Consider the following 17052-nt stretch of genomic DNA (forward strand, 5'->3'; position numbering starts at 1 on the left):
TCGTGGTGCGGGCGGCGGTCGCCGTCTTCCGCGCGGCGGGCTTCTTCGCCGCAGCCGTGCGCGCGGTCGCCGCGCGGCTCGTCGTCGCCTTCTTCGCGGCCGGCTTCTTCGCCGCGGCCGTGCGCGTGGTCGCCGCGCGGCTCGTCGACGCCTTCTTCGCAGCCGGCTTCGTTGTCCCGGCCGTGCGCGTGGTCGCCGCCTTCTTCGCGGCCGGCTTCTTCGCCGCGGCCGGAGCCTTCCGGGTGGTGGCCGTGCCACGGCGCGCGCTGGCGCTGCGGCGTGTGGTGCTCACCGCCATGGCCTGGGCCCGCGGGGCCTTCTCGCCGGTATCTTCACTCATGACTGGTCTCCTGCTGGATTTTGAAGGTTGTCGTCTGTTGGCCTGAAACGGCAACGTGCCATGCCGTCTCCGGCTGCAAATCGCGCGAAGGGAATGTGTTGAAACGCCGGTCCGAAGGTCACCGGCCCTGTCCGGCGGATCGTCCCGGAACCTGGGGTCGCATCCGGACGTCGCATCCCGAACCTGCCTACCGGGGAGAACTGCCCGGTTGCGCGATGCCTCACCGGCTTCCATTCCGGTTCCTGGTTTCGAACCGTTCCTCGTTCCGCGACACCACCTGCTGAAGCTCTTCGCCGAAGCCGCATCCGACACCCAGCCGTGCGTCGCTTCAGACGAATCGCGCGAATCATGGCGCGTGACGCACGCTATCGGGATGCACCCGATGCTTGTCAACGAAAACGCGCGGCAACCCTGTCCAGCGCGCTTCGCCGCATATCGCCTGATGCAAGGCGCGGATACGTCCGGCGCCAGGCCGGTGCAGGTCACGCCCCTGGCGCGCCTGGGACGCAACGCCCGCGACAGGGCCCAGGGCACGCATCCCGGAGGTGGTCCGCGCCACGCTCCGACATGCCCCGGCGGTCGCGCGCGGTTTCGCTTCCTGCCTTTGTGCGAAAGGGAATCCGGCGATCCATTGGCCATGCGCGGCACTGCCCGACCCGGCCTTTCGCCTGCGCGGCGCGGCAGCGGGACAGGCCCGGCGCTTCCCGCTGCGCCTCGCTCTCGCGCTTCCGCCGCAACGGGTCTAGCGTCATGTCCATCCGCAGACACGATGACGCGATCAGCCAAGAGGCAGACCCGATGAGCCGGACCTACGACTTCCTGATCCGGGGAGAGCTGGTGCTTCCCGACCGAATCCTCGCCGATGGCTGGGTGGCCGTCAGCGCCGGCCGCATCGCGGGAATCGGCGAAGGCGAGCCGCCCGCCGCCCATGCGGTGGCCGATCATCGCGGCGATCTCGTGCTGCCGGGGCTGGTGGACGGGCATATGCACACCGGCAGCGCTGTCGGCTTTCCCGGCATCGAGGGCGCGACCATGTCGGCGGCGGCCGGCGGCGTCACCACCTGCGTGGACATGCCCTATGACGTGCCGCGCGCGGTGACGGATGCGGGCATCTTCCGCGAGAAGGTGGAGTGGGTGGAGCGGCTGGCGCATGTGGATGTCGCCCTCTACGCCACCATCCGCAAGCATGGCGGGTTGGCGGTGATCCCCGCCCTGGCCGAGGCGGGCGCCTGTTCCTTCAAGCTCTCGACCTACGAATACGACGAGAACCGCTTTCCCCGCATCGACCACATCACCATGGTCGAGGCTTTCCGGGAGATCGCGAAGACCGGGCTGATGGTCTCCGTCCACAACGAGGACCAGGAAATGGTCGAGTTCCTGACCGCCCAGGCGAAGGCGGAAGGGCGCACCGACCCGATCATGCATTGCCGCACCCGCCCGCCTCTGGCCGAGAGCATGGCGGACGGCGAGATCTTCGAGATCGGGCTGGAAACGGGTGCGCATGTCCACATGGCGCATTCCTCGATCGCCCGTGGCTTCCGCATGGCGGAGGATTTCCGGCGCGCCGGTGGCAAGGCCACGGGCGAGGCCTGCCTGCAGTATCTCTGCATGACCGAGGAGGACCTCGTCCGGCTGGAAGGCTTCGGCAAGTGCAACCCGCCCTTCCGCACGGCGGAGGAGGTGGAGCGCATCTGGGAGGAGTTGCTGGCCGGCCGCATCGCCTACGTCTCCACCGACCATGCCCCCTGGCCGCGCGAGAAGAAGGTCTACAAGGGCGACATCTTCGCCGTCGGCGCCGGCCTCACCGGCATGCAGTCCTTCGCGCCGGTAATGTACACGCTGCTGGTGGGGCGCGGCCTTTCCCCGCAGCTCATGGCGCTCTACTGCGCCGAGCGCCCGGCCCGCTTCCACGGCCTCTTCCCGAAGAAGGGCGCCATCCGTGTCGGCGCGGATGCCGATCTCTGCGTTCTGGAGCGGGGCGACTTCACCTTCGACGCCGCCGAGATCCGCGACCGCGAGGATGCCCGCTGGTCGCCCTATGACGGCCGCGAGGTCAAGGCGCGCGTCGCCGCCACCTATCTGCGCGGCGCCTGCATCTGGGACGGCCAGGAGGTGCTGGCGAAGCCCGGCACCGGCGGATTCGTGCCGCGCCAGAACCACGACACCTATATAGGGTGACGCGCGCCATGCTCCGCTTCCGCGACGCCACCGCCGCCGACCTGCCCGCCATCGTGCGCCTGATGGCCGATGACGGCTTCGGCGTGCAACGCGAGGTGCCGGCGGCCAGTGCCGATGCCGCGCTCCCCGCCGCTTATGAGCGGGCCTTCGCCGCCATTGCCGCCCTGCCCGGCTGGTCGGTGATCCTGGCGGAGGATGAAGCGGGCGAGCCGGTCGGCTGCCTGCAGTTCATGCTGCTGCCGCACCTGTCGCATACCGGACGGATGCGGGCGCAGGTGGAAAGCGTGCGCATCGCCTCCGCCCATCGCGGGCGCGGCCTGGGCACGGCGCTGATGCGACATGCCATCGATCGGGCCCGGGCGGCGGGCTGCAACCTGATGCAGCTCACCACCCATGCCAGCCGGGCCGAGGCCCGCCGCTTCTATGAGCAACTGGGCCTTTCTGCCACCCATAGCGGCATGAAGCTGATGCTGGACGATCCGGCGCCCGCATCCTGAGCATTGGCGCGGGGCGGGGCCGGGTGTACCTCCCTGCGCCATGTCACAGCGACTCATCACGGTGGCCGGCGCCCAGCTCGGCCCCATCCAGAAGGCGGAGGGCCGCGACATCGCGGTTGGCCGCATGGTCCGGCTCATGGAGCGCGCGCACCGGCACGGCGCCCAGGTGGTCGTCTTCCCCGAGCTGGCGCTGACCACCTTCTTTCCGCGCTGGTACGAGGAGGACATCGCCAATGCCGACCACTGGTACGAGACGGCGCTGCCCTCCAACGAGACCGCGCCGCTTTTCGAGGCCGCGCGGAAATACAGCATCGCCTTCCATCTCGGCTATGCCGAGAAGACGCCGGACGGGCGCCGCTTCAACACCGCCGTCTTCGTCCATCCCTCAGGCGAGATCGTCCTGAAGTACCGCAAGATCCACCTGCCCGGGCACAAGGACTACGACCCGGTCCGGCAGGTGCAGCACCTGGAGAAGCGGTACTTCGAGGTCGGCGACCTCGGCTTCCCCGTGGTCCGCGCCCCGGTCGGCGGCCAGGATGTGAATATCGGCATGCTGATCTGCAACGACCGCCGCTGGCCCGAGACCTGGCGCGTGCTCGGGCTGCAGCAGGTCGAGCTGGTCATGCTCGGCTACAACACCCCCAGCATCAACCAGGACCGGCGCGGCTTCGAGGCGCACCACCTGCGCGTGCTGCACAGCCATCTCTCGATCCAGTCCGGCTGCTACCAGAATGCCTGCTTCGGCGTCGGCGTGGCCAAGGGCGGGGTGGAGGACGGGCACGAGCTCTTCGGCCATTCCATCATCTGCAACCCGCAGGGCGAGATCATGGCCCAGGCCACCTCCTGGGACGACGAGCTGATCGTGGCGGATTGCGACCTGGACATGTGCAATCTCGGCCGCACCACCATCTTCAACTTCGCCGCCCATCGCCGTCCCGAAGCCTATGGCCGCATCGTGGAACAGGTGGGCTCGTCCGAACCACCGGTCTGGCAACCCCGCGGCGCGCGCCGCTGACACGGGGCGGGCACAGGCTCGGCAAACGGCCTGCACCGTCAGGCCAGCCAAAGTGGCCGCACGGCCCCCGCGTGGCGCGCCACCGCCCTTTGCGCCGCCGGACGGCCCTGCGGCGGATGCAGGACGGTCCTCCCGGACTGTCATGGGAACAAAGGGCATCCTGATGCGTTGCGAAGGAAACGGAACAGGAAGACCATCAGGCCATGAAACGCGTCGTCATGGCGGTTCTCGCCGCCAGCCTGGCCAGCCCTGCCATGAGCGGTGCGGCCTGGGCACAGGATGCCTCCCGGCAGGCCCAGCAGCAGTTGGACCAGGAATTCCGGCGGGAGCAGCAGAAGGACCTCCTCAACCGCCAGCCCCCGACCGCGGCGCCGCAGAACCGTTCGGATGCGATGACCCGGGCCGGCATGCTGGAGGCCGATCGTGCGCCGGATCTCAGCCAGCAGGGGGCGCCCGCCGACAACATCCGGGGGGGTGCGCATCTCCAGCGCCCGCCGGGAACCGGCCCCCAGGCGGGCGGCCCCGAGGCAACGCCCCTGCTGCAACAGGGAATCCGCTAGGTTAGGGCTTGGCGGGAGCGGGCGGGTCCTTGCCACGCGGCGCGTCTTCCGGCGGGCCATGGCCGCAAGACAACGCAGAGATGTACGCTGGCCCGGTCGCGGCTCCGCGGTCCCGGTATTAGAGGTTCACTTCCTCCGGCGCGTATCCATGCGAGGCAGGCTTCCGTGCCCCGCCGGATGCCCGAGACCCGTTTCATGAAGGCCCCGATCCGGATGCCTGTCCTCCTGATCCTGCCGCTGCTCCTGGCGTTCAGCACGCCTGCCGCGGCCGCGATGATGGACAGCCTGTTCGACCGCAGCTTCGGCAACCTCTTCTCCGAGGATGCCCGTACCATGGGCCGCTCCAGGCCACTGCCAGGCAGCGATTCGGCCGAGCGCGAGGAGGAGGGCCGCCGCTTGCGCCGCGAAGCCTGGCTGGCGGAAAAGCCCCGGCTCCTGGGCGGCCCCGTGCCCCGCCCGACGCAGCGGAACGCCCCGGTCCGCTAGCCTAGCGTGGCGGTAGGCAGGCGCCGCTGCGGAACAAGGACCATTCCTCGCAGAGCCGGCCATCCGGGAAACGGCAGAGGCCAATCACGCTGCCATCCGCCTGCTTCCGGAGCTGCGTCGTGCCGCCCTGGTCGCGGCAGAAGACGGAGGCAGGGTTCGGCATCCCGACCGCCGCTCCCGCCGCCGTGCCCGCCACAGGCCGGGGCGCGCTCCGGCCATTCGCCTCCCTGGCCGCGCCGCCACCATCCTGCGCAGCTCCGCAGCCGGCGAGAAGGGCGAATGCCAGCCCGGCAAGGGGAAGCCCTGTCCGACACTTCATGACGTTCGTCTCCGCTTCATGCCGGTGCAACGTCGGCCCGGCCACGTGGCTGTGGCCGGGGCTCAGAGCCCGGCCTTCTCCAGCCCCAGGATCGCCAGCGCCAGGGCCTGGGCGCGCGGGACCATGCTGCCGATCTCCAGATACTCCTCCGGGCTATGCGCCAGCCCGCCGACCGGCCCCACGGAGCACAGCGTCGGCGCGCCCACGCCGGCGGTGAAGCCGCTATCGGCGCAGCCGCCGGCGAATTCGCCCTCCACCTGGAAGCCGGTTTCCGCTGCCGCGCCACGATAGGCGTCGAAGAGCCGCTTCGCCGCCGCGTCCTGCACCAGGGGCAGGAACTCGCCCTTGATGGTCAGGGTGGCCTTCGTGCCAGGCACGTAGGAGGTCGCGATGATCTCGTGGAGCTTGCCCATGATCTCCTCGCGGTCCGCCGGATCGACATAGCGCAGGTCGATCTGCCCCTGCGCATGCGGCGCCACGGTGTTCACGCTCTGGCCGCCGCTCACCAGCCCGACATTCAGCGTGATGCCGCGCTCCAGGTCGGTCAACGCATGGATCGCCACGATCTTCCGCGCCAGCTCGCCGATGGCGCTGATGCCGAGCTCGAAGTTGCCGCCGGAATGCGCGGCGCGGCCCTCGATGTCCATCACCATGAAGACGCCGCCCTTGCGCCCCGTGACCACGTTGCCGGTGGGCCGCCCCGGCTCGCTGTTGAAGACGACGCGGGCGTTGCGCGCCTCCGCCTCGATCACCGGCCGTCCTTCCGGCGATCCGATCTCCTCGTCGCCCGTGAACAGGCCGACCAGCGGACCCGGCGCGCCGCCCACCGCCTTGAAGGCCGCCAGCACGAACATGTTCATCACCAGCCCGGCCTTCATGTCGGCCACGCCCGGCCCATAGGCGCGGCCGCCCTCGATGCGGAAGGGCCGGCGTTGCGGCTCGCCCTTCGGGAAGACCGTGTCGCGGTGCCCCATCAGCAGGATGTTGCGCTGCCGGTTGCCGCTCGCCACGACGGCGCCCTCGCCAGCCTCGACCATGGCACGCAGGCAGTCGCCGAAGCGCTCGCCCGGCACCGTTTCCACAGGGATGCCGTGTTCCGCCAGGAAGTGGCGGACGATGGCGCCCACCGCGTCCACGCCCGGCTTGTCGTAGGAGCCGCCATCCGTGTTGACCATGGCCTCCAGCAGCGCGGCCATCGCGGCCTCATGCTGCTGCAGCCAATCCAGGACCCAGGCCTCGGTGCCATCGGCGGACATGCTCGCTCTCCTCGACTGCGCGGCCTGCGGTCCTAGCAGAAGGACGGCCCGGCAGCGAGGCGCCGCGCCATCGCCGGCCCCGGGGACAGGCAGTTTCCCCGGGGCCCGCGATTCACGCTTCCGGCGCGCGCGGGCTAGCCTTCCCGCCGTCGGCGGACCGAATCCGCCCGCCCGTTCGGAGAGGAAGCAAGAGCATGACGCAACGCAGGACCGGGCTCCGCCTGGCCATCGCCGCATCGCTGCTGGGTGGCGCGCCGCTGGCCGCCCAGCCGGCGCCGCAGCAGCCATCGGACGCGGTGCGCGGCATCTCGGAAAGCGCGGGCACCGGCACCTTCTCCCGCGCCGCGCAGTCCGGCGTGCCCTATACGCTGGCGCCGCAACAGCCGCAGCAGGGCTGCGACAGCTTGCGTGCCGGACTTTCCGGCGGCGAGGTCACCATCACCTCGGCCACCAGCCTCCCGGCCTCGGGCGACATTCCCGCCTATTGCCGCCTGCGCGGCGTCATCGCGCCGGAGATCCAGTTCGAGGTGAACCTGCCGGAACACTGGAACCGCCGCTTCTACATGTTCGGCAATGGCGGCTATGCTGGCGAGGACCTCGACGCCCCTGCGCGGCGCGAGACGCGCGAGGCCGCGCTGCGCCGGGGCTTCGTGGTCGCCAGCAACAACACCGGCCATGACGCGGAGCGCGAGCCGCTGGGCAGCTTCGCCGGCAGCACCGCGAAGATGGTGGACTATGCCTTCCGCGCCGTGCACCGCACCGTCGAGGAGGCCAGGCGCGCCACCGCCGCCTATTACGGCCGCCCGCCCGCCTATTCCTACTGGGATGCCTGCTCCACCGGCGGGCGCCAGGGGCTGATCTCGGCGCAGCGCTTCCCGGACGACTTCGACGGCATCCTGGCCGGCGCGCCGGTCTCGAACTTCGTCGATACCATGGTGAACTACGTCTGGAACGACCGCGCCCTGCGCGGCAGCGGCCTGACCCCCGCCAAGATGGGCACCGTGTCCCAGGCGGTGATGGCGCGCTGCGACGCCGCCGACGGGCTGAAGGACGGGCTCCTCGCCGATCCGCGCCGCTGCGACTTCGACCCGGCGCGCGACGTGAAGCAGTGCGCGGCGGGCCAGGATGGCGACGATTGCCTGACCGCGCCGCAGGCCCGCGCCATCTCCGCCATCAACACCGGCATCCGCCTGCCCGATGGCACGCCCTATTTCCACGGCTTCCCCGTGGGTTCCGAGGCCAGCGGCCCCAGCCTGCCCGGCGGCACCGATTCCGCGGGCGGCTGGACGCGCTGGATCATCCCCCTGCCCGGCCAGCCCTCGCGGCAGTTCGAATATGCCATGACCTTCATGCAGAACATGGCCTTCGGGAAGCCGCGCCCGGATTTCGAGCCTGCGAGCTTCGACTTCGCCCGCGACCCGGCGCGCATGTCCGCCGTGCGCGGCCTGGTCAACGCCACCGATACGGATCTCTCCGGCTTCCGCCGGCGCGGCGGCAAGCTGATCATGTACCATGGCTGGGCCGACACGGCGCTGACGCCGCTGATGAGCGTGGAGTACTACGAGAAGGCCATGGCGAGGAACGGCGCCTCCACGCCGGATTTCTTCCGCCTCTTCATGGTGCCCGGCATGTTCCATTGCCGCGGCGGCTTCGGCACGGACAGTTTCGACGCCATGACCTCGCTGGTCGAATGGGTCGAGGCCGGCAAGGCGCCGGACAGCATCCCCGCCGCCCAGCGTGCCGGCGACCGCATCGCGCGCAGACGGCCGCTCTGCCCTTATCCGCAGGTGGCCACCTATGACGGCAAGGGCAATCCCGACGAGGCGGCGAGCTTCGCCTGCGGGATGCCGAAATGAGGTGTGGCCGGGGGGGGCACCCCCGGCCTGTCCTCAGACGCGCGGTGCCTTCGCCGCCAGGTCGGGATCGGCCAGCGGGAAGCCCGCCGCCCGTTCGATCGCCCGCGCCGCGCGGAAGCACAGATCGTCCCGCCCCTGGGCTGCCGCCACCTGCACGGCGCGCGGCATGCCCTCGGCATCCAGACCCACCGGCACGCTGATCGCGGGCTGCCGCGTCAGGTTGAACACGGCGGTCCAGGGCGCCCAGTCGCGCCACAGCGCCTGGGTGGGGTGCAGCGTCGGCTGATCCGCCGCGAAGGCCGCGGTCGGCGTGCAGGGCGCCAGGATCAGGTCGTAGCGCAGGTGGAACTGCCCCGCCGCATGCGCCGCCTGGGTGCGCGCAACCTCGGCCCCGAGGAAATCGATGGCGCTCGTCCCGCCCTCGCGGCGCGCCACCTCCTCCAGCCCGGAATCCAGCATCCCGCGCTTGGCCTCGGGCGTCAGCGACACCATCCGCGCCAGCGCCACGCCCCAGACGCGGCCGAAGCCCTCACGCGTGTCGGGGAAGCCCGGATCGGCTTCCTCCACCAGCGCGCCTTCCTGCCGCAGCCAGTCCGCCGCCTGCTGCAGCATGGCCTCGCCATCCGCATCCAGCGGCGCGTCGAAGCCCGGGCGGCGCATCACCGCCACCCGCATCCCGCGCACGCCGCCCTCGATGCCCTGGCGCCAGTCACGCGGCTCATCGGGCAGGCAGAAGGGGTCGCGCACATCGGCCCGCGCCATGGCGCTCAGCATCAGCGCCGCGTCGCGCACGCTGCGCGTCATCGGCCCGGCGCAGGAGACGCTGCCGAAGGCGCTGTGCGGCCATTGCGGCACCCGGCCATGGCTCGGCTTCACCCCCACCAGCCCGCAATAGGCCGCCGGGATGCGGATCGAGCCGCCGGCATCCGTGCCGACATGCAGCGGCCCGAAGCAGGCCGCCCCGGCCGCCCCGGCGCCGGAGGAGGAGCCGCCCGGCGTCCGCCGCGGGTCCCAGGGATTGCGCGTGATGCCGTGCAGCGGGCAGTCGCCCGGCGTCTTCCAGCCGAATTCCGTGGTGGTGGTCTTGCCCAGGATGACGGCCCCCGCCGCCTTCAGCCCCATCACGGCGGGCGCGTCCTCCGGCGCCGGGGTGGCGTCGGTGATCTTGCTGCCGCGCCGGGTCGGGAAGCCCGCCACGTTCAGCAGGTCCTTCACCGTCACCGGCACGCCGTCCAGCGGCCCCAGCGGCCGCCCGGCGGCCCAGCGCGCCTCGCTTTCCCCCGCCTGCATCAGGGCGCGCGGGTTCAGCGCCGCGAAGGCGTTCACCCAGGGATTGTACCGCGCCACCCGTTCGGTCACCGCCTTCAGGGTCTCGACGGGGCTGAGCGCCCGGCGTGCATAGAGCGCGAGAAGCTCCTCGGCGCTCAGCAGCGCGGGATCGGTCTTGGTCGTCATCGCTGTCACCATCGCGGCCGCATCCTGCTCCCACGCCCGCCGCAGGGATAGGCCACGTCCGGTATGGCAGTGGCGCGTATGCCAGTGGCCGCCTGGATGCCGTGCCGGGGAAGGCTGCGGCGGCCCGGCCCGCCTGCTAGGCTGCCCGCATGTCCTTTCGCCCGCCCCCCGTGGTTCCCGAACTCGACGTCGCCGATCTCGGCCGCTCCCTGGCCGCCTATTGCGACATCCTCGGCTTCCGCTGCCATGTGGCTCGGCCCGAGGAACGCTTCGCCTATCTCATCCGTGGCCCGGTGCACCTGATGCTGGAGGAAGCCGCCGGTCCCGGCCGCCGCTTCCGCACCGCGCCGCTGGAGCATCCCTATGGCCGCGGCATGAACCTGCAGATCGAGATCCCCGACGTGGACACGCTGCATGACCGCGTCCTGGCCTCGGATCTCGGCATCGTCATCCCGCTGGAGGAGCGCTGGTACCGCCAGGACGACACCGAGGCCGGCAACCGGCAATTCGTCCTGGCCGATCCGGACGGCTACCTGCTGCGTTTCTTCACCGGCCTGGGAAGGCGGCCCTGGCGGGCGGAACGGGCCGGGCCCTGACCGCCACCGGCGGGCCCCGGAGCCGGACAGGCCGGACCCCGGGGAAGCGTGCCTCAGACGCTTTCCAGCACCTTCGCCCGGCTCCGCATCAGCGGCTGGATCTTCTGGCCGAACTTGTCCATGCCCTCGATGAAGTCGTCGAAGGTGAGCATCAGCCCCTTCACCCCCGGCATCCCCGCCGCATCGTCGAGCATCCTCGCCACCTGTTCATGGCTGCCCACCAGCGTGCCCATGTTCCAGTTGACGCCGCTGGCCGAGCGCAGCACCGAGGCGGCCATGGAGGTCCCGGAAGCATCCTTGTCGTCCGCCGCGCGGCCGAACATGTAGGCCAGCGCCTCCTTGTCGGCGCCCTTGAGGTACAGCTCCCACTTCGCCCAGGCCTCCTCCTCGGTCTCCTCGGCGATCAGCATGTAGAGGACGTAGGAGCCCACGTCGCGCCCGGCCTTCTCGCCCACCGCCTGCATCCGCGCGGGCAGCGGCGCGCATTTGCGCGGCTCGTTCACGCCCTCCCCCAGGATGAAGTTGTAGTCGCAGTACTGCGCCGCGAACTCCATGCCGCGGTCGCTCTGCCCGGCCGAGACCAGCCTGATCGGCACCTGCGGTGAGGGCTTGAGCATGCAGTGGTCCATCTGGAAGAACTGGCCCTTGAAGTCGGACTCCCCGGTCTCCCACAGCTCCTTCATGATCGTCACATATTCGGTGCTGTAGTCGTAGCGGCGGCCGAAATGCACGTCGCCCGGCCAGAGGCCCATCTGGCTGTACTCGGTCTTGTGCCAGCCGGAGACGATGTTCACGCCGAAGCGGCCGCCCGAGATGCTGTCGATCGTCACCGCCATGCGCGCCACCATGGCCGGTGGCAGGGTCAGCACCGCGGTCGAGGCGAAAAGGCGGATCCTGCTCGTCACCGAGGCCAGGCCTGCCATCAGCGTGAAGCTTTCCAGCCCGTAGTCCCAGTACTCCGTCTTGCCGCCGAAGCCGTGCAGCTTGATCATCGAGAGCGCGAAATCCAGGCCATAGCCCTCGGCCTTCTGCACCACGCGCCTGTTGAGATCGAAGCTCGGCATGTATTGCGGCGAGGTTTCCGAGATGATCCAGCCATTGTTGTTGATCGGGATGAAGACACCGATATCCATGGGACGGCTCCCTCGACGGCGCTGCGCGCGGTTGCAATGCCGTACCTCTTGAGCAATCGGCGTGCCAGCCGCGCCTTCGCCGCGCGGCGGGGTGTTGACGCGGGCGCCCGCCGGTTCTCTCGTGCCGGCCCGCCCCCGAGCCAAGAGGTGACACGATGAGCGACCAGCCCCTGAAGCCCTGGGAATGGCCCGAGCCGACCTGGCGCAGGATGGTGGACCGCGCCCGCGCCGGCCGCTCCCTGGCGCCCGCCTCCTGGCCCGGCGGGGCCCGTTGCTGCGTCGCCCTCTCCTTCGACGCGGACCACGACACCACGCCGCTGCGCGACTCCGACGAGAGCCCGATGCGCATCAGCCAGGGGCAGTACGGAAGCCGCCGGGGCATTCCCCGCATCCGCGCCCTGCTGGAACGCTACGAGGTGAAGGCGTCCTTCTTCTACCCGGCGGTCTCGGCGCTGATCTATCCGGAGGAGGTGCGCGCGCTGGCCGGGGAAGGCCACGAGATCGGCATCCATTCCTGGATCCACGAGGCGAACACCACTCTGCCCCCCAGCGTGGAGCGCGACCTGACCATGCGCGCGGCGGATGTGCTGGAGAAGACCGCCGGCCGCCGCCCGGTCGGCATCCGCACCGCCTCCTGGGACTTCTCGGTCGATACGATGGACATCATCCGGGAGATGGGCCTGCTCTACGACAGCAGCCTGATGGCCGATGACGACCCCTACGAGATCGTCGCCGACGGCATCCCCACCGGCATCGTCGAGCTGCCGCCGGAATGGATCAAGGACGACGCGCCCTACCTGAACTTCCAGCGCTTCAGCGGCCTGCGCCCCTATACCCCGCCTTCCGCCGTGGAGGAGATCTTCAAGGCGGAGTTCGACGGCGCCTATGCCGAGGGCGGGCTGTTCCTGCTCACCATGCACCCGCACATCATCGGCCACCGCTCGCGCATCGCGCTGCTCGACCGGCTGGTGGAATACATCAAGGGCTTCGAGGGTGTCTGCTTCCTGACGCATGAGCAGGTGGCGCGCCACTGCCTGGAGAACGCCGCCACCCCGGCCTGACGCAAGGAGCCTCTCCGGGGGAGGCCACCCCTCCCCCGGACGCCGCTCAGCCCGCCGCCACGGCGCCGGAGCTCGGCGACATCACGTCGCTCACTCCCACCGCCTCGCCATCCTCCCAGCGGATGATGTTCGGGCAGGCATAGTTCACCGGCAGGGTGGCGTGCTCCACCAGCTCCAACCCGCCCTGGGCCGCCAGCGCCTCCAGCACGGCGGCAGGCAGGCGCGGATCGGCGTTGGTGGCGTCGGGGCTGGAGACGTCGATGCGCGGCATCGCCGCCGCCTCTTCCGGGCCCATGCCGAAATCCAGCGAACAGGCCAGCATCTGGTACACGCTGGCCAGGATGCGCCGCCCGCCCGAGGCCCCGACGGCGATCACCGGCCCGGCCTTGCCTGCCTCGGACACCGTCAGCGGCAGCATGTTGCACAACGGCCGCGCCCCGGGGCGGATCGCATTGGCCGAGCCCGGCGTCGGGTCGAACCACATCATGCCGTTGTTCATCAGCACGCCGGTCTTCGGCAGCACCATGCGGCTGCCCATCGAGGAGAGCAGCGTCGTGGTCAGCGACACCATGTTCCCCTCCGCATCCGTCGCGGTCAGGTGCGTGGTGCAGGTCTCCGCCGGCTCCGGCGGCGGGTTCGCGGCGCCCAGGCTGGTCAGCCGCTCCGCATAGGCATCGCGCATCGCCTGCGACAGGGCGGCGTACCAGGCCGCGTCCGGCGCGCTGCCTGGCCGGACCTCGGCCATCTGCCGCATCACCGCCGCCAGGGTCGGCGCCGCGGTCAGCCCGCCCGCCGACTGCACGCGGAAGCGCCCGCGCCAGTCCAGCACCGAAGCGGGCCGCAGCGTGGCGCGGCATTCCGCCAGGTCGGCGGCGGACACGAAGCTGCCGGCCTCCCGCAGGTCCGCCGCCAGGTCAGCCGCCACGCCGCCCTCGTAGAAGTCGCGCAGCCCGTGCCGCCGCAGCCGTTCCAGCGTTTCGGCGAGATTGCCCTGGCGGAAGAAGCCCGGATTGCCCTGGTAGGGCGGCGTCGGCGGCAGCCCGTCCGGCAGGTAGATCCGTGCGCTTTCCGGATAGAGCCGGATGATCCTCGCCGAGGCCGCCACCTTGATCAGCGTGAACCAGTCCTGCGGCAACCCGCGCCGGGCCAGCGCCACCGCCGGGCCGAGCAGCTCCGGCAGCGGCATCCCCGTGCCGAAGCGTTCGCGCAGCAGGTCGTACCCCGCCACCGAGGAGGGGATCAGGGCCGAGAGCGGCCCATGGATGTTGTGGTCGCCCTCCACCTCCGGCCAGGTGAAGAAGTCCTTCTTCAGCCGGCCGGTGAGCCTGTAGGCGGCGGGGTCCACCCCCTTCGGCGCCACCGGGCCGAAATCCACCACCTCGGCATTCTCCGCCCCGGCGCGGTGCACGAGGCCGAAGCCGATGCCGCCCAGGCCGCTGTTCCAGGGCTCCACCACGGCCAGGGCAAAGGCCGCCGCCACCGCCGCATCGGCCGCGTTGCCGCCGGCCTCCAGCACCGCCACGCCCGCCTCGGCCGCCGCCTTGCTCTGCGACACCACCATGCCGCGCTTGCCGCGCGCGGAGGGCTTGGTCACCTCCCAGTTCTGGGTGCGGTGCGGCCTGGGCTGGTAGTCGGCAAGGCCCGGGGAGGGGTTCTGGGACATCGGCATGGCGCTCCTTCGGCGCGGCAGCCTCCGCCCGCCCGCAGGGTGCCGCAACCCCTCCCGGCCCGCGAAATGTCGCAGATTTGGCCCGCCCCGGGCGGCGCGCCGCCCGGCAAGGCATCCCTGCCCCTTTGCCCGCCATCCCGAAGGCGGCTATCTCCGAAGCCAGGATCACATATCTCCGGAGGAACAGGTCATGGCGGCGAGCAGCGCCCTGCGGGTGGCCCCCGAACTGGAAGCCTTCCTGGTCAAGGAAGTCCTGCCTGGCACCGGCGTCGCGCCGGATGCCTTCTTTGCCGGGATGGAATCCCTGCTGCGCGACCTCGCCCCCCGCAACGCCGCGCTGCTGGCGAAGCGCGACGAGATCCAGGCCAAGGTCGATGCCTGGCACCGCGCGCATCCGGCGAAGCCGATCGACGCGGCGGCCTATGAGGATTTCCTGCGCGGGATCGGCTACCTCCTCGACCCGCCGGGCGAGGTACAGGTCTCCACGGCGAATGTGGACCCGGAGATCGCCACCATCGCCGGGCCGCAGCTCGTGGTGCCGGTGAACAACGCCCGCTACGCGCTCAACGCCGCCAATGCGCGCTGGGGCAGCCTCTACGATGCGCTCTACGGCACCGATGCCATTCCGCAGGAAGGGCCGAAGCAGAAGGGCTACGACCCCGCCCGCGGCGCCCAGGTGATCGCCCGCGCCCGCGCCGCGCTGGACGAGGCCGCGCCGCTGGCCCAGGGCAGCCATGCCGAGGCCAGGGGTTATGCGGTGAAGGATGGCGGGCTGGCCGTCACGCTGAAGGACGGCACGGCCACGGCGCTGCGCGATCGCGCGCAGTTCGTGGGCTATTCCGGCGATGCCGCCTCGCCCGGCGCCGTGCTGCTGCGCCGGAACGGGCTGCACCTGGAGATCGTCTTCGACCGCACCAGCCCGATCGGCAGGGACGATGCCGCCGGCATCTCCGACCTGATCCTGGAATCCGCGGTCAGCACCATCCAGGACTGCGAGGATTCCGTGGCCGCCGTCGATGCCGCCGACAAGGTGGTGGTGTACCGGAACTGGCTCGGCCTGATGAAGGGCGACCTCGCCGAGAGCTTCGAGAAGGGCGGCAAGACCGTCACCCGCAGGCTGAACCCGGACCGGAGCTGGACCGCGCCGGATGGCGGCACGCTGACCCTGCCGGGGCGCTCGCTGATGCTGGTGCGCAATGTCGGCCATCACATGCTGACGGACGCCGTGACGCTGGACGGCCAGCCGGTGCCCGAGACCATGCTCGATGCGTTGATCACCGGTGCCATCGCCCTGCATGACATCGGCCCGGACGGGCGCCGCATGAACAGCCGCGCCGGCTCGGTCTATATCGTGAAGCCCAAGCTGCACGGGCCGGAGGAGGTCGCCTTCGCCGTCGAGATGTTCGGCCGGGTCGAGGACATCCTCGGCATGGCGCGCAACACCCTCAAGATCGGGATCATGGACGAGGAGCGGCGAACCACCGCCAACCTGAAGGCCTGCATCGCCGCGGCGAAGGAGCGGGTGGTCTTCATCAACACCGGCTTCCTCGACCGTACGGGCGACGAGATCCACACCTCCATGGAGGCCGGCGCCGTCGTCCGCAAGGCGGATATGAAGGCCCAGCCCTGGATCAAGGCCTATGAGGACTGGAACGTGGACACCGGCCTCGCCTGCGGCCTCGCGGGCCGGGCGCAGATCGGCAAGGGCATGTGGGCCGCACCCGATGCCATGGCGGAGATGCTGACGCAGAAGATCGGCCACCCGAAGGCCGGCGCCAACACCGCCTGGGTACCCTCCCCCACCGCCGCCACGCTGCATGCCCTGCACTACCATCAGGTGAACGTGATGGAGCGGCAGAAGGAGATCGCCGCCGGCGGGCCGCGCGCGAAGCTGTCGGACATCCTGACCGTGCCGCTGGCCAGGGACACCAACTGGGCGCCCGCCGACGTGCAGGCGGAGCTGGACAACAACGCCCAGGGCATCCTCGGCTATGTCGTGCGCTGGGTGGACCAGGGCGTCGGCTGCTCCAAGGTGCCGGACATCCACGATGTCGCGCTGATGGAGGACCGCGCCACGCTGCGCATCTCCGCCCAGCACATCGCCAACTGGCTGCGTCACGGCGTCACCACGAAGGAACAGGTGACGGAGACGCTGCGCCGCATGGCGGGCGTGGTGGACCAGCAGAATGCCGGCGACGCGGCCTATACGCCGATGGCCCCCGGCTTCGACGGTCCCGCCTTCAAGGCCGCGTGCGACCTCGTCTTCGAGGGCACGACCCAGCCCAACGGCTATACGGAGTTCATCCTGACCCGCCGCCGCCGCGAGGCGAAGGCGGGCTGATGTCCGCGCCGCGCACCGCCGGGCCCCGCCGCCTGGCGGCGCCGGAATCCGGCCGGCGCCCACCCCCCGGGTTGGCGTGGACCGGACCGGCTTCCAGCGAAGGGAACGCCGCGCCATGGGCCTGATCGTCCGGCTGATCCTCTATCTCGGCGGCAGCCTGGCCTCCGTCTTCGTGGCGGCCGGGGCGGAGAACTATTCCGTCGTGCAGGCGATGTTCGGCATCCTGGCCTTCGCCTGCATCGTCCTGGCGATCGCCCTGTTCGTCCGGCGCTGATCCGTCGGCGCCGGCG

General features: G+C 70.7%; 16 protein-coding genes. 11 read left to right on the forward strand and 5 right to left on the reverse strand.

Annotated features, from left to right (window positions below; translation table 11 throughout):
- From ROTAS13_RS26910 to ROTAS13_RS00630, 6 genes are all read left to right on the forward strand, one after another.
- The coding region (locus ROTAS13_RS26910; protein WP_216348563.1) for a hypothetical protein at positions 1-386 on the forward strand (386 nt) is incomplete at its 5' end.
- Positions 387-1138: 752 nt separating this feature from the next.
- Complete coding sequence (locus tag ROTAS13_RS00610; protein ID WP_075821258.1) at positions 1139-2518, forward strand: dihydroorotase family protein; 1380 nt, start codon at positions 1139-1141, stop codon at positions 2516-2518.
- 8 nt (positions 2519-2526) lie between these two features.
- Positions 2527-3015, forward strand: a complete 489-nt coding sequence (locus tag ROTAS13_RS00615) for a GNAT family N-acetyltransferase (RefSeq protein WP_058390000.1) — start codon at positions 2527-2529, stop codon at positions 3013-3015.
- A 40-nt stretch (positions 3016-3055) separates the two neighbouring features.
- A complete protein-coding gene (locus ROTAS13_RS00620; RefSeq protein ID WP_058389988.1) occupies positions 3056-4030 on the forward strand; it encodes an N-carbamoyl-D-amino-acid hydrolase in 975 nt (324 codons plus the stop codon).
- 203 nt (positions 4031-4233) lie between these two features.
- Positions 4234-4590 (forward strand): hypothetical protein, encoded by a 357-nt coding sequence (locus ROTAS13_RS00625; protein ID WP_058389989.1) that lies wholly within the window; start codon positions 4234-4236, stop codon positions 4588-4590.
- Between the two features lie 195 nt (positions 4591-4785).
- Positions 4786-5076: a hypothetical protein gene (locus ROTAS13_RS00630; RefSeq protein ID WP_126281873.1), complete on the forward strand. Its 291-nt coding sequence runs from the start codon at positions 4786-4788 to the stop codon at positions 5074-5076.
- Position 5077: 1 nt separating this feature from the next.
- Here ROTAS13_RS00630 and ROTAS13_RS27945 read toward each other — a convergent pair whose 3' ends face one another.
- Positions 5078-5239, reverse strand: coding sequence for a DUF333 domain-containing protein (locus tag ROTAS13_RS27945; RefSeq protein WP_252571186.1), 162 nt, complete (start codon positions 5237-5239; stop codon positions 5078-5080).
- Between the two features lie 218 nt (positions 5240-5457).
- The gene (locus tag ROTAS13_RS00640) at positions 5458-6651 is read right to left on the reverse strand and encodes a M20 family metallopeptidase (protein ID WP_058389992.1); all 1194 of its coding nucleotides are present in this window, start codon (positions 6649-6651) and stop codon (positions 5458-5460) included.
- Between the two features lie 194 nt (positions 6652-6845).
- Between ROTAS13_RS00640 and ROTAS13_RS00645 the strand changes: the two genes are divergently transcribed.
- Complete coding sequence (locus tag ROTAS13_RS00645) at positions 6846-8507, forward strand: tannase/feruloyl esterase family alpha/beta hydrolase (protein ID WP_079253283.1); 1662 nt, start codon at positions 6846-6848, stop codon at positions 8505-8507.
- Positions 8508-8540: 33 nt separating this feature from the next.
- Here the strand turns inward: ROTAS13_RS00645 and ROTAS13_RS00650 are convergent, their stop codons facing one another.
- On the reverse strand, positions 8541-9974 hold the full coding sequence (locus tag ROTAS13_RS00650) for an amidase family protein (protein ID WP_058389993.1): 1434 nt from the start codon (positions 9972-9974) through the stop codon (positions 8541-8543).
- A gap of 137 nt (positions 9975-10111) precedes the next feature.
- Here ROTAS13_RS00650 and ROTAS13_RS00655 point away from each other — a divergent pair, with 137 nt between their 5' ends.
- Positions 10112-10558 (forward strand): VOC family protein, encoded by a 447-nt coding sequence (locus ROTAS13_RS00655; RefSeq protein WP_075821259.1) that lies wholly within the window; start codon positions 10112-10114, stop codon positions 10556-10558.
- A gap of 53 nt (positions 10559-10611) precedes the next feature.
- Here the strand turns inward: ROTAS13_RS00655 and rutA are convergent, their stop codons facing one another.
- A complete protein-coding gene (gene rutA / locus ROTAS13_RS00660) occupies positions 10612-11691 on the reverse strand; it encodes a pyrimidine utilization protein A (RefSeq protein ID WP_019460924.1) in 1080 nt (359 codons plus the stop codon).
- Positions 11692-11846: 155 nt separating this feature from the next.
- On the opposite strand from rutA, the gene ROTAS13_RS00665 reads away from it, so the two are divergent.
- On the forward strand, positions 11847-12752 hold the full coding sequence (locus ROTAS13_RS00665; RefSeq protein WP_075821260.1) for a polysaccharide deacetylase: 906 nt from the start codon (positions 11847-11849) through the stop codon (positions 12750-12752).
- A gap of 46 nt (positions 12753-12798) precedes the next feature.
- Here ROTAS13_RS00665 and ROTAS13_RS00670 read toward each other — a convergent pair whose 3' ends face one another.
- Positions 12799-14415 carry a gamma-glutamyltransferase gene (locus ROTAS13_RS00670; RefSeq protein ID WP_019460922.1) on the reverse strand — a complete coding sequence of 539 codons (1617 nt, stop codon included), beginning with the start codon at positions 14413-14415 and terminating at the stop codon, positions 12799-12801.
- Between the two features lie 196 nt (positions 14416-14611).
- Here ROTAS13_RS00670 and ROTAS13_RS00675 point away from each other — a divergent pair, with 196 nt between their 5' ends.
- Both ROTAS13_RS00675 and ROTAS13_RS26915 read left to right on the forward strand, forming a co-directional pair.
- Entirely contained in the window at positions 14612-16762 is a 2151-nt protein-coding gene (locus ROTAS13_RS00675) for a malate synthase G (protein WP_075821261.1), read from the forward strand.
- Positions 16763-16877: 115 nt separating this feature from the next.
- On the forward strand, positions 16878-17036 hold the full coding sequence (locus ROTAS13_RS26915) for a hypothetical protein (RefSeq protein WP_167522612.1): 159 nt from the start codon (positions 16878-16880) through the stop codon (positions 17034-17036).
- The last annotated feature ends 16 nt before the right edge of the window (positions 17037-17052 follow it).

This window comes from Roseomonas sp. TAS13 (genome assembly GCF_001950415.1).
In the GTDB taxonomy this organism is placed as follows: domain Bacteria; phylum Pseudomonadota; class Alphaproteobacteria; order Acetobacterales; family Acetobacteraceae; genus Roseomonas; species Roseomonas mucosa.

What these genes read in the sequence shown, in the direction of transcription:
- rutA (WP_019460924.1), bottom strand. Translation starts at nt 11,691, where the DNA reads ATGGATATCGGTGTCTTCATCCCGATCAACAACAATGGCTGGATCATC.
- ROTAS13_RS00610 (WP_075821258.1), top strand. Translation starts at nt 1,139, where the DNA reads ATGAGCCGGACCTACGACTTCCTGATCCGGGGAGAGCTGGTGCTTCCC.
- ROTAS13_RS00650 (WP_058389993.1), bottom strand. Translation starts at nt 9,974, where the DNA reads ATGGTGACAGCGATGACGACCAAGACCGATCCCGCGCTGCTGAGCGCC.
- ROTAS13_RS00665 (WP_075821260.1), top strand. Translation starts at nt 11,847, where the DNA reads ATGAGCGACCAGCCCCTGAAGCCCTGGGAATGGCCCGAGCCGACCTGG.
- ROTAS13_RS00620 (WP_058389988.1), top strand. Translation starts at nt 3,056, where the DNA reads ATGTCACAGCGACTCATCACGGTGGCCGGCGCCCAGCTCGGCCCCATC.
- ROTAS13_RS00645 (WP_079253283.1), top strand. Translation starts at nt 6,846, where the DNA reads ATGACGCAACGCAGGACCGGGCTCCGCCTGGCCATCGCCGCATCGCTG.
- ROTAS13_RS26915 (WP_167522612.1), top strand. Translation starts at nt 16,878, where the DNA reads ATGGGCCTGATCGTCCGGCTGATCCTCTATCTCGGCGGCAGCCTGGCC.
- ROTAS13_RS00625 (WP_058389989.1), top strand. Translation starts at nt 4,234, where the DNA reads ATGAAACGCGTCGTCATGGCGGTTCTCGCCGCCAGCCTGGCCAGCCCT.
- ROTAS13_RS27945 (WP_252571186.1), bottom strand. Translation starts at nt 5,239, where the DNA reads ATGCCGAACCCTGCCTCCGTCTTCTGCCGCGACCAGGGCGGCACGACG.
- ROTAS13_RS00630 (WP_126281873.1), top strand. Translation starts at nt 4,786, where the DNA reads ATGAAGGCCCCGATCCGGATGCCTGTCCTCCTGATCCTGCCGCTGCTC.
- ROTAS13_RS00640 (WP_058389992.1), bottom strand. Translation starts at nt 6,651, where the DNA reads ATGTCCGCCGATGGCACCGAGGCCTGGGTCCTGGATTGGCTGCAGCAG.
- ROTAS13_RS00655 (WP_075821259.1), top strand. Translation starts at nt 10,112, where the DNA reads ATGTCCTTTCGCCCGCCCCCCGTGGTTCCCGAACTCGACGTCGCCGAT.
- ROTAS13_RS00675 (WP_075821261.1), top strand. Translation starts at nt 14,612, where the DNA reads ATGGCGGCGAGCAGCGCCCTGCGGGTGGCCCCCGAACTGGAAGCCTTC.
- ROTAS13_RS00615 (WP_058390000.1), top strand. Translation starts at nt 2,527, where the DNA reads ATGCTCCGCTTCCGCGACGCCACCGCCGCCGACCTGCCCGCCATCGTG.
- ROTAS13_RS00670 (WP_019460922.1), bottom strand. Translation starts at nt 14,415, where the DNA reads ATGTCCCAGAACCCCTCCCCGGGCCTTGCCGACTACCAGCCCAGGCCG.